Here is an 11,921-nt window from a genome sequence, read left to right as displayed (position 1 = left end):
TATCCATGACCATCTATGTCTTTCGATTCTTTGTTTCACCTGTTGGGTGAAGATACAAAATCAGATAAACTCATGAAATACTTGATGTTATTGTATTTTTTTCCAATTTAACTCACGGATTCTGGTACATGTTTTTTCAAATTGATTGTTAATATATTGCAGTTATAGCCGGAAAAACTTATAATCGAATTGGCATCGCTGTTCAGTTGTCAGAATCTTAATATGAAATCGGCCTGGTCAGAGTTGCCCGGTGCAGCAACATTAACAATGAAGGAGTATTATAAGATATGTCAGAAGAAAGAGAATCAGGTGTCGTAAAATGGTTTAACGGTGCCAAAGGGTACGGTTTTATCAGCCGTGAAAGTGGAGAGGACCTCTTCGTCCATTTCAGCGAAATTCAAGCCGATGGCTATCGGGTACTGAATGAAGGTGAGAAAGTAGAGTTTACAGTGGCTGAAAGTGACAAAGGCTTGCAGGCTAAGGAAGTAGTTAAACTATGATTTACCGGATAAGATGGGCTTTCCGTCTTATCCTGTAATTTTGCTGGTTTCGGGAAATCCTGCCCGATGTGCCCTCTCCGAAATCAGCAAAGTCCTTCATCCCCAAAAGAACAGTATCTTGGGGATTGTAATGTATTTGCATACTACCTGAATCCGGTACGGCATTAATTCATACTATTCATTAAAGACCGGAGTCCGTAAATTCCACCCTGCTGACGGAGCGTTGTCAGTGCAGCGGGCAGTAAACAACTGCCATCCCGGAAATGTAAACAATACAGCTTTATGATATATGCAGTAATCGGCATATTTGCTATTCTATTATTAGTCCTGATTCTGTTGATCAGGACATTCAGATACTCACGGGTCGATGTCGATACAAGCGCAAATATACCATCGCGTATTAATGTTGAAACGGCCGCTCAAAGACTTGGCAAGGCAATCAGCTATCAAACGGTATCTACGCAGTCGAGCAAAGACTTCAATGAATCGGAATTTCTGAATATGCATCAGTATCTGGAAAATGCCTTTCCGTTGATACATGCAAGCCTCAAAAAAGAGATAATTAACGACTACAGCCTGCTTTATTTTTGGGAGGGAAAGGATCCGGAGTTGAAACCGGTTATGCTCACATGTCATCTTGATGTAGTCCCGATTGAGCCGGGAACTGAAAATGAATGGAAATACCCTCCGTTTGAGGGAAAAGTTTCTGAAGGATACATTTGGGGACGGGGCGCTATGGATGTTCAGGGTGGTGTTCTCGCCATTATGGAGGCGGTGGAGTATCTTCTGTCAAAAGAGTTCCGACCGGATCGTACCATCATTCTGGGCTTTGGACATGATGAGGAGATTGACGGAGAAAGAGGTGCTCAGGCAATCGGAGAAACCCTCGCACAAAGGGGTATTGAACTGGCCTGTCTGCTTGATGAGGGTACGCCCATTGTCCACGACGTGCTTGCTGAGCTTCCAAACCCGGTTGCACTGGTGGCTGTTGCAGAAAAGGGTTATCTGAGTCTTGAGCTGTCTACATCAGCTGAAGGGGGGCATTCATCAGTACCCCAGGGACTAACTGCAATTGCCAGACTCAGTGAGGCTATACAAAAGCTTGAAAAAAATCCGATGAATAATAAGGTTGACGGGCTGGTGAAGCAGACTATGACTGCTATCGGACCCCAAATGCCCTTTTTGTACCGCATTGTTATGGCCAATCTCTGGCTTTTTGGCGGACTTGTTAAAAAAGAGCTGGCTGCCATGCCGGCAACCCGGGCTGCCCTTGGAACGACCATTGCTACAACCATATTTGAGTCCGGGATTAAAGAAAATGTTCTTCCGACTCAGGCCAAGGCCATTGTAAATTTCCGGATTCATCCCAACGACACTATTGAAAGTGTGATTGATCACGTGAGACGGACAATCAATGATCCTGAAGTGCGTATTTCAGAATTGCCTGGTTCCATCAACCCTTCTCAGATTTCAGATGTCGCGGCATCTCCATACAAAACGCTTAAAAAGACAATCAGAGAAGTTTTTCCGGATGTGATTGTTGCTCCGACGCTTATGATAGGTGCCACCGATGCAAGGCATTATGCCCATCTCACAGATAATATCTACCGGTTTCTTCCCCTGAGGGCAGATGAGGGCGATCTGGACCGTGTTCATGGCACAAATGAGAGACTTTCCAAGGAAAACTATCGTGAAATGATTGAGTTTTATATCAGACTTATTGAAGAGTCAGCTGACTGATCTGTTTTTTATTTATATCTATCAGGGCACTGCATATATTTTTGAAATCGAAATATTTTAAACAAATGAACATGTTGCCTAAAGGTCGATGTTTACTGGAGGTTGAAATATCCATGAGTAGTTTGCTCAAGGAAACCCCGTAGATGAAATTGACTTCAATGCCAAGGACACAGGACTATTGCCGCGAGCATGCACATGAAAATTTACCTTCCTGGCATTCAGCAACAAAAACTAACAGATTGAAAGACAACTAATTGCATAATTATAAACACATGAAAATCCTGTACATTTTTCCCCATCCTGATGATGAGTCATTCGGACCGGCTCCGGCAATAGCAGCCCAGCTCAGACAAGGCCATCAGGTTTTTCTGCTTACCTATACCAGGGGCGGCGCCACTAAAGTCCGTCACCAGTACGGCTATACCGTTGAAGAGATGGGAAAGATCCGGTATAAGGAAATGCTTGATGTAGCAGATGTTCTGGGATTAACCGGTATGCAGGTATTGGATTTGCCCGACAGCGGCCTTAAGGATATGGATCCAATTGAAATTGAAGATATTACGGAAAATCATATCAGAAATATTGTGCCTGATGTGGTTGTAACATATGCAGTGCATGGAATCAGTGGATTTCATGATCATCTTGTCTCTCATGCTGTAGTTAAACGGGTATACTCCAAATTGCGGCGTGAATGGGATAATGCTCCTTCCAGGCTGGCGTTTTTCACACTCGCGCAATCAGAAAAGGATGACGGGAAGTTTACTTTGCAAGTCTCTTCAGAAGATGAAATTGATTGCGGTACTCCGCTGTCAGGTGAAGATATTGAAAAAGGGGCCCGGGCTTTGGACTGCTACAGGACGTATCAGCAGGTTATAAAAGAAGCAAGGGTACTTGAGCGAACAGGAGATACCGTATACTTCGAGTTTTTTCAGGAATCCTTTTCTCCGCATGTCACTTCAATTTGCGACGGACTGCAAGACAGCGAATGAACATCCCGGCGGGGATGGATTCGATGTTTCCATTTGATTATTATGTCCTTACTTAGGAAGCAGGCTGGCCAATTTTTCCCCTTCGTGACGCGAAATTCCGACATACCAGACATCGTCCCATTTCCAGGAAACGACATCATAACCGTCTACATTCGAAATGTGATAATCATCCTTGCTTATACATTCTTTGACGGCTTCCGGGTTTCTCTTCAAATGGTTTTCAAGATCAGACACCTTGAAAGCATATATGTAGATGAAATCTTCATCATCCATTTTGTATTGAAGAAGGGGAATGTGATAGTCATTGACAAATTCTGTGTATGCAGCTCCGGAAATGCTGGTATTTGCCAGTTCGGGCACAGTGATGGAAATATTAAAGTTCTCGGCCAGATGATTTCCGATATTTTCCCGGGAAGTAGCGCTAATCTCCGGGGGCATCTCATGCCTGTCAAATGTTGAAAAATGTTCCAGAACGTGTTTTTCAAGGGACGGAAGATCAGATGTGGCTGCCGCCTGTTCATCCGTGAAAAACCACTGACTGACAAATAGTATCAATCCCGCTATAAATACAGCGGCAATGGAAGAAATCGCAGCAAATCGCTTTCCGGGAGTCATCAATCCGGTATTTGCCGGATATTCTATTTCCACAGGGCTTTCATCATAATATTCGGAGTTGCCCGATACAGCGTTAAGTTTTTCTTCAATCGCTTTTCTCAGATGTTCGGGTGTTTTATCAAAAATCACCTTTTCCCTGACAAGCTGTTTCACCCATAGCTCTTCTTCATAATAAGCCCGTACATCCGGATTATCTTCAATGAATGAAAAAAAAGCCTCTCTTTCTTCACGGGTAGCCTCGCCATCGGCCACCACAGTAGAGAGTTCATAGGCTTGTTTTTTGTCAAGCTTTAGTCCCATATCTATAAGTACCACATGCTGATTTCAATTTCAGGGGTTATGGCAAATAACTTCATCACATTTTGAGTGCAAAATGCAGATTCGCCTGATACTGTCGGTTATTAACCGTATATGCCGGGTGTTTTGAAAAAGAAGTTGAGCATATTTCTTTGTATCATGACGCCGTTATCTGAGATGATCTTTATACCTGTAAATTGCAGACTTAAATAAATCGTTCTCATCAGACGGTATGTTCCAAAATTTAGACTCAGTCCAAGCTTCCGGCCATCGCAATGTTGTTCAAGCAACTACGATTATTTTTTTCGTGGCATTGTTAACAGGTTTGATTTCCGAAGCCAAAGCTCAGGTAGTTAATGTGGAACGACACCGTGTTATAGCAGATTCGGTTAATGTATGGACCGGTGGACTGGGCTTCGGGTTGAATACATCAAAAAACAGAACTCGAGTTACCCGCTATAATACTTCCGCGGATGTCACATATATCGGTACCAGGCACGATTACCTTATTCTTGGCAGAAACAACTTTCTCCGCGTTGAGGGAGAGAATGTGATGAATGACGGACACATTCATCTCCGCTCTGTTCTCTACAGGGATAATACGTTTGCTCCCGAAGTGTTCTTACAGGCGCAATACAATCTGGACTGGGGACTGAAACGCAGAGCTCTTGCAGGCTCGAATATTAGGATACGACTCTCAGAGACTGAAAATTTCAACGCTTTTGTCAGTACCGGGCTGATGTTCGAAAACGAGATATGGGAAGATTCTGATGAAGATCTCCGGAAAGAGTATTCCCGGCTGAAATCCACGACAAGTTTCAACATACGCGGAAGAATTACCGATAATCTGGATGTTGCTGCAATAAGTTACTATCAGGCCAGGCCCGATCGGTTCTTCAGGCCAAGATTTACTTCTGACTGGCAGCTGCGTTTTCACATATCCGAGCATCTGAGATTATCCCTGCAGTTTGTAAGTACCTATGACTCGGCGCCACCCTTAAATTCAGAAGATTTTATTTATAATATCAATAATGTACTGGAAGTGCGATTTTAACCGTTTATTCGTATCTGGTGACATAATCAAATCCATCGCTTTATGCTGTTAAAAACATTCAATCTCATCATCCTGCTTTTTTTGTTGTCGGCATGCGGCTCTGAACAAGATTCGGCTATGGGACATGCCGGAGATAATGACCATGACTTCTGGGTCTCACTGGAAACTGCTGAAAGACAGGCGCTTGACGAAGGCAAGTATATTGTACTTGATATTTATACAGAATGGTGCGGGTATTGCCGGCGAATGAACCAGGAAACCTACGCAGATCAAAGGGTTAATGAAGCCCTGGACAGGTTTTTCTACCCGGTGCGTATTGACGCCGAGTCTTCTGAAAATGTGACATTTCAGGGCTCCAATTATGAAATGAGAGACCTGGCGGTTGAGTTCGGGGTCAGATCGTACCCTACAACGGTATTTATATCACCTGATGGTGAAGTAATTGCAGCACAAACCGGATTTATTGAACCCGAAACCTTCCACAGAATGTTATCTTTTGTAGGTTCGGAAAGCTACAAGGACAAAACATTCCGGGAATATACCGATTCTGCAGAATGATAAAACGCAAATGAAAAAAAATCACTCAATTCCTTTGAGCCTGCTGATGTTGACCAAAGTTCGACCACTATTTCTGTTGCTGGCGCTGTTTGTAATAACTGCCGGCCTTTTTCAGGATTCGCAAGCCCAGCTGCGCGGAAGTTCCGAAAAGGTTGATGTTGAAACATATTTGTCAAAAGATGTCGTGCCCAGGGGCAGTACATTCCGTGTTGCTGTCATGCTTGACATTGCTGATGGCTGGCATGTAAATGCGCATCAGCCGACTCTTGATTATCTGATTGGCACCGAGGTCAAACTGGAAACCCATGACCGTTTCATTTTGTCTGATATCCGTTATCCGGAGCCGGATAAGTACGAGTTCGCTTTTGCGGGTGGGGAAGACCTTTTGGTTTATGGCGGAAAAGTACCGGTCTATCTGGATATCCGGGCTTCTTCCGGACTGGAGACCGGCACCCATAAACTGACAGGCCATGTCCGTGCACAGGCATGTGATGATCAGAATTGCCTTGCTCCGTCGAACCTGCCACTGGAAATTGAATTTGAAGTAGTTGACGGGGAACATACTGCTCAGGAGATCAATCAGGATGTTTTTGATCAGTATGATGCCGCTGCATCCGGAGCAGATGCCAGTCTGCAGCCCCAGTCCCCCAATGAAATTGAGGCTCTTTTCGAGGACAGGGGGATTATCCTTGCCTTTCTGGCACTGTTTCTGATCGGGCTTGCTCTGAATCTCACTCCATGCGTATACCCGATGCTTTCTGTGACCGTATCCATATTTGGCGGGCAGAATGACCCGAATATGCTCCGGGTTTTTTCAAAAGCGGTTGTATATGTACTTGGAATAGCGACCATGTACAGTGTGCTGGGTGTGCTGGCTTCGTTCAGTGGTGAGTTGTTTGGTTCCTGGCTGCAGCACCCCTGGGTCCTGGCAGGTATCGGGCTGTTGCTGTTCGGACTCGCACTAAGCATGTTCGGTCTCTATGAAATCCAGGTGCCGTACTGGCTGGCATCACGTCTTGGTACCGGAAACTCGACCGGTTTTGTCGGAACCTATTTTTCAGGACTTGTTGTCGGGGTATTTGCCGCTCCCTGTATTGGTCCCCCAATCATAGCGCTGCTCGCCTTCATCGGATCACAGGGCGATCCTGTTTTCGGATTCTGGTCCTTTTTTATTCTTTCGCTTGGATTGGGACTGCCGTATCTGATACTTGGTACATTTTCCGGCCTGCTGCCGAAATTGCCCAAGTCGGGAGTCTGGATGATCTGGGTGAAAAAGGTCTTTGGCGTTGTGCTCGTCGCACTCGCACTCTTTTATCTTGCCATGCCGTTTATGCCGGTCAGCGATGCCTTCTGGGTAGTTCCGCTGGCCTTTATCATCGGCGGCGTATATCTTGGATTTCTTGAGTCATCCGGCAAGGAAACGCCGTACTTTTCCAAATTAAAAAAGGCTTTCGGCGCGCTTGCCGTCGTGGCGGGTATCTTTTTCTTTATGAATCTTCAGAAGGACGGGATTCAGTGGGAAAGTTTTGACCAGTCACGGCTTGCTGAAGCAAGGGAATCCGGAAATCCTGTTGTACTGGATTTTTACGCTGACTGGTGCATTCCATGCCTTGAGCTTGAACGTATTACCTTCACGGATTCACGTGTAGTCGACGCAACAGATGACATGGTCAGGATGAAAGTGGACCTGACACAGTTTGACTCGCCTGAATCCGAAGAACTGCGCCGCGAGTTCGATGTGGCCGGAGTTCCTACGATCGTTTTTCTGGATGAACAGGGTAACGAGGTTGCGGACGCACGGGTAGTCGGATTTGTCGGGCCGGATGAGTTTATCAGCAGAGTAAATAAGGTGAAGCAATAAAGTCTCTCAGCGGAACCGGGTCCAGGGGAGTTCTCCGGGAGTTTCCGTTTTAAAACTCATGACTTTTTTTGTGACAGGATGATTGAATGTCACACTGCTGCAAATAAGTGCCAGCGAATTGTCCGGCAACGGCATGGCTCCGTACTTCCGGTCACCCGCAACCGGATATCCTGCTGCTGCAAGTTGTGCTCGTATCTGGTGAAACCGGCCGGTATGCAGACGGATGTGAACAAGTGACCGCTTGCCGCTTATTTGCTTTACTGTCAAATCCAGCTCGGCTTTTTGAGCTCCCGGAGTTCCCTCGCGGCATATCTCTGCTTTTTTCCTTGCATTGTTTTTTCTGAGATAATGTACAAGCCGGCCCTGATTCACCACATGACCCTCAACAACAGCGAGATACTCTTTTTTGACAGTTCTGGTTCTGATTTGTTCAGATAAACGGGAAGCTGCTTTGGACGTACGCGCCAGCACCATTGTACCACCCACAGGATGGTCAAGGCGCTGCACAAGTGCCAGAAAAACATTTCCGGGCTTCTCATACTTTTCCTTGAGATACGTTTTCATAACCGACTGGACATCCGGCTTCCCGGATTTGTCAGCCTGGGAAAGCATGTTTGATGGCTTGTTTATGACCAGCAGGTGATTGTCCTCAAACAATATCTCTATATTGTGATATATTTGTCCGTCTTGCGTCATTTGTAATTTTCAGGCAGTTGGTTGGATGAAGCAATAATACAATATTTCAAGCCAAGGTCACATGAATGTTCTGATTCCCTGCAGCACAGCTTCAGGACAGGAAAAAATTCGGAAAATCTGCGAAAAAGTGTAAAGAGCAAGCGCTGAATCCAAAATGAATAAAAACCTTTTACAGAAACTGGACAACCTGACATCCGAGCCCGGAGTGTATCAGTTCAAAGATGATTCCGGCGAAGTCATTTATGTGGGAAAGGCAAAGCGCCTGAACCAGAGGGTGCGGTCATACTTTCAAAAATCTGCAGATCATACCGGGAAAATCCAGGCACTTGTCCGGAAAATTTCCGATCTCGATGTAATTATTACCGATTCTGAGGCCGAAGCGCTGATCCTCGAAAATAACCTGATTAAAAAACACCGGCCCAGATACAATATTTTATACAGGGATGACAAAACATACCCTTATATCTGTATTTCAAACGAGGAACGGCCCCGGGTGTTTCCTACACGTACCATAATCAGGGACGGAAGCCGGTATTACGGACCCTATGATCATGTCGGCAAGATGAGACTGATGCTCGAAACCATTCGCAAAGCCTTCCGGCTGTGCACGTGTGCCTGTTCTTCAAGAATGATCGACCACAGCAGAGGAATGCCGAAATGGGGTAAATGTTTTGAAGATTATTTTGAAAACTGTTCGTATGAAACAGAACCGGAGGAGTATAAACAAAAGATAAATCAGGTTGTGAGGCTGCTTAACGGACACACACGTGAGCTTATACGGGATTTGAAACATGATATGGATGCCTTATCTGAAAATCTCGAATTTGAAAAAGCAGCCGTTCTCAGAGATGGTATCCTGTCGCTGGAAAAGTACAGTTCCAAAATGAAAATGGTGTCTGCCGACGGACTGGACAGAGATGTTTTTGCCATAGAGTCGGATTGGGACGAGAATGTGGCATGCGGCGTGCTCTTCCAGGTCAGGGAGGGAAAACTGATTGGCAAATACCATCGCTTTCTTAAAAACATTGAAGGCCGTGACCGGAAGACGTTACTGCAGTCCTTCATGGAAGACTACTATACAAGTGCTTTATCCGGAACCGTTCCGGATGAAGTCTGCATGGGGAATGAACTGCAAAATGATGAGCCGCTGTTTGAATATCTCTGGCAAAGCAAAAACAGAAAGGTTCCTCTGACGGTACCGCAAAGAGGGGAGAAGGCGCAGATGGTTCAGATGGCCAGGGCAAATGCTTCTTTGCTTCTGAAGGAATGGGTTCTTGAAAAAATTAAGGCAGATCAGGGCAGGGTGCCGCATTCTGTGAAAGCACTTGAGAGGGATTTGCAATTGCAGCGCCTGCCAAGAAGGATTGAATGCTTTGATATTTCCAATTTTCAGGGTGCATATACGGTCGGTTCGATGGTTTGCTTTGTTGACGGGCAGCCGCGAAAGAGTGAATACAAACGTTTTCACATAAAGGATGTCGACGGACCGGATGATTTCGCATCGATGAGACAGGTAGTCAGGCGCAGATATGAACGTTTAAAGCAAACCGGCGGGCAGCTCCCTGACCTTGTTGTTGTCGATGGAGGCAAAGGCCAGCTTTCAGGTTCGGTAGAAACACTGAAGGAGATCGGAATGCATAATGACCTGGCGGTAATTGGATTGGCAAAAAGACTTGAGGAGATCTTTTTCCCCGGCGAAACGTATCCGGTCATGATACCAAAATCATCATCAAGCCTTAAGCTGTTGCAGCGAATCAGGGATGAAGCTCACAGATTTGCCATCACCTTTCATCGTGATGTAAGAAGCAAACAGACATTCCGTTCCGAACTGCAGGAAATCCCCGGAATCGGGGTGAAATCATCAGAAAAATTGATAAAGCATTTTGGTTCGGCAGCTGAAGTGGCAAAACAGGACTTTGAGACTTTGAAACAGGTTGTCGGGAAAAAATCAGCCACAGCAGTCTTCTCATACTTTTCACCGGAACAAAAAGAAGAAAAATAATTCGAACCGCAGCTCTTCTTGTTCGTAAAAGTAGGTAGTTGACAGAATGAATTTAGGCATTATGTCAATCTGATGTGTAAAAGTAATGACAAGAGTCGCAGTATCAGCATTTGCGAAATGATTTAAAATGCTTTATTGTTGATATTATTGCGACCCTCAATAAAAACCAGTTAAAAGCCTATACGGAAACAGTTACAGTTCTTAACACTAGAACACCTGCCATGCAGGCAATATCACTCAATTTCTCAGCGTTTAAAGGCTAATATGATGTCGCAAAAATCTCATACCCACTTGCATCAGGTTGATGACCACGAACTTGTGCAGCGTTATCGCAAGCACAATGATCAGGAGGCATTCAAGCAGCTCCTTGATCGTCATCAGTCCAAGATTTACTCCTACATCTACAGTATGGTCGGGAATGCAGAAATCGCAAACGACATATTTCAGGAGACATTTACCAAGGTCATCACCAAAATGGATGAGACTTACAACGAACAGGGTAAATGGATCGCCTGGGTTATGCGTATCGCGCACAATGCAACCATTGACTATCTGCGCAAGAAAAAGCGGTTTGTGGATGTAAATGCACAGGATGATCCTGATTATGATTTTTACGACAGGCTGACCGATGAGACGCTCGATGACGCACAGGAAGTCATCGAAAAAGGGGAAGCCAAGAACAGCCTTATGAAACACATCTCCAAGCTTCCCAAGGAACAAAGGGAAGTGGTAATGCTTAGGCATTATTACGAGATGTCATTTAAAGAGATAGCTGAACTGACCAATGTGTCGATCAATACGGCACTTGGAAGAATGAGATATGCTCTTATTAACCTGAGAAAAATGTTTGATAAAGAACATGGAAAAGAAGAAAAATATGTCGAACGTAGATGAGCTATGTGTCAAGTATGTGTTCGACGAACTGGATCCTTCTGAAATAACCCTGGTCGAGCAGGCGATGAACTACGATCAGAACCTGCTTATCGAGATTGAAAGTCTGAAAAGCACATGGCGCAAGCTCAAAAAACTGCCCGAAATGAGTCCGCCTGACAATATCAGCGAAGCGGTGATAGAACAGGCAAGAGAATACTCGAATCAGCAGCAGCTTTTTGGCAGCCAATGGAAAAACCCCGGTCTGCTTGCAACCGCCGCCATTGTCATTTTCAGTTTGATGATATCAACTGCCTATCTTCTTCCGGCAGGAAACGGCGACTCGGCAGATATTACTCCGGTATCATCGGAAATGAACAAAGCGGGTAGTTCCGGTGGCACAGTTATCACTACCAGCCAGTCCGATAATCATTCTCTTTTTGATTTCAAGGCTGACCAGGGCAATTTTATCTCTCCCGTCGAGCAGGCAGAACGGCACGCTGCTGCAGACTCTGTTCACCGTGACAATACACAGAGCGGTGTCACCAATATGCAGACACCTGTCATGTCACCAGCATTTCGAGATTTCCAGTTAACCGGAACCGGACAATAAAGACGCCTATAGCTGATTCTATACGACCTGCATTCTTACATTAAATTTTGCTTCAGTTGCTTCACCCCGGACAGTTTATACTGCCACCTTTCAAAATATATTCTTACCTTTACGGTTTGTGAAAAT

Annotated in this window: 11 protein-coding genes; 9 read left to right on the top strand and 2 right to left on the bottom strand. The window is 45.1% G+C overall.

The features are described from left to right. Positions 1 to 287 precede the first annotated feature (287 nt). The 3 genes from NATSA_RS07600 to NATSA_RS07590 all read left to right on the top strand — a co-directional run bounded on the left by NATSA_RS07600 (position 288) and on the right by NATSA_RS07590 (position 3,229). Positions 288 to 500, top strand: a complete 213-nt coding sequence (locus NATSA_RS07600; protein WP_210511414.1) for a cold-shock protein — start codon at positions 288 to 290, stop codon at positions 498 to 500. Positions 501 to 782: 282 nt separating this feature from the next. Further along, positions 783 to 2,240, top strand: a complete 1,458-nt coding sequence (locus tag NATSA_RS07595; protein ID WP_272491754.1) for a M20 family peptidase — start codon at positions 783 to 785, stop codon at positions 2,238 to 2,240. Positions 2,241 to 2,512: 272 nt separating this feature from the next. Beyond that, entirely contained in the window at positions 2,513 to 3,229 is a 717-nt protein-coding gene (locus NATSA_RS07590) for a PIG-L deacetylase family protein (protein WP_210511412.1), read from the top strand. A gap of 48 nt (positions 3,230 to 3,277) precedes the next feature. Here the strand turns inward: NATSA_RS07590 and NATSA_RS07585 are convergent, their stop codons facing one another. Then, positions 3,278 to 4,159, bottom strand: coding sequence for an anti-sigma factor family protein (locus NATSA_RS07585; RefSeq protein ID WP_210511411.1), 882 nt, complete (start codon positions 4,157 to 4,159; stop codon positions 3,278 to 3,280). Positions 4,160 to 4,448: 289 nt separating this feature from the next. Between NATSA_RS07585 and NATSA_RS07580 the strand changes: the two genes are divergently transcribed. The 3 genes from NATSA_RS07580 to NATSA_RS07570 are packed head-to-tail and all read left to right on the top strand — an operon-like array spanning position 4,449 to position 7,614. Then, positions 4,449 to 5,195: a DUF481 domain-containing protein gene (locus NATSA_RS07580; RefSeq protein WP_210511410.1), complete on the top strand. Its 747-nt coding sequence runs from the start codon at positions 4,449 to 4,451 to the stop codon at positions 5,193 to 5,195. A 42-nt stretch (positions 5,196 to 5,237) separates the two neighbouring features. Beyond that, entirely contained in the window at positions 5,238 to 5,753 is a 516-nt protein-coding gene (locus NATSA_RS07575) for a thioredoxin family protein (RefSeq protein ID WP_210511409.1), read from the top strand. Between the two features lie 46 nt (positions 5,754 to 5,799). Continuing rightward, positions 5,800 to 7,614 carry a protein-disulfide reductase DsbD family protein gene (locus tag NATSA_RS07570; protein WP_210511408.1) on the top strand — a complete coding sequence of 605 codons (1,815 nt, stop codon included), beginning with the start codon at positions 5,800 to 5,802 and terminating at the stop codon, positions 7,612 to 7,614. A 6-nt stretch (positions 7,615 to 7,620) separates the two neighbouring features. On the opposite strand, the gene NATSA_RS07565 is transcribed toward NATSA_RS07570, so the two are convergent. Continuing rightward, a complete protein-coding gene (locus NATSA_RS07565; protein WP_210511407.1) occupies positions 7,621 to 8,310 on the bottom strand; it encodes an RluA family pseudouridine synthase in 690 nt (229 codons plus the stop codon). 154 nt (positions 8,311 to 8,464) lie between these two features. Between NATSA_RS07565 and uvrC the strand changes: the two genes are divergently transcribed. The 3 genes from uvrC (at position 8,465) to NATSA_RS07550 (ending at position 11,795) form a co-directional block, all read left to right on the top strand. Continuing rightward, a complete protein-coding gene (uvrC, locus tag NATSA_RS07560) occupies positions 8,465 to 10,312 on the top strand; it encodes an excinuclease ABC subunit UvrC (protein WP_210511406.1) in 1,848 nt (615 codons plus the stop codon). A 264-nt stretch (positions 10,313 to 10,576) separates the two neighbouring features. Continuing rightward, positions 10,577 to 11,206: an RNA polymerase sigma factor gene (locus tag NATSA_RS07555; protein WP_210511405.1), complete on the top strand. Its 630-nt coding sequence runs from the start codon at positions 10,577 to 10,579 to the stop codon at positions 11,204 to 11,206. Continuing rightward, positions 11,190 to 11,795: a hypothetical protein gene (locus tag NATSA_RS07550; protein WP_210511404.1), complete on the top strand. Its 606-nt coding sequence runs from the start codon at positions 11,190 to 11,192 to the stop codon at positions 11,793 to 11,795. The genes NATSA_RS07555 and NATSA_RS07550 overlap by 17 nt, the downstream gene beginning before the upstream one ends. The last annotated feature ends 126 nt before the right edge of the window (positions 11,796 to 11,921 follow it).

It is taken from the genome of Natronogracilivirga saccharolytica (genome assembly GCF_017921895.1).
GTDB classification, from domain to species: domain Bacteria; phylum Bacteroidota; class Rhodothermia; order Balneolales; family Natronogracilivirgulaceae; genus Natronogracilivirga; species Natronogracilivirga saccharolytica.
The sequence above is the reverse complement of the archived record's forward strand: the minus strand, read 5'-3'. Positions and strand labels throughout refer to the sequence as shown.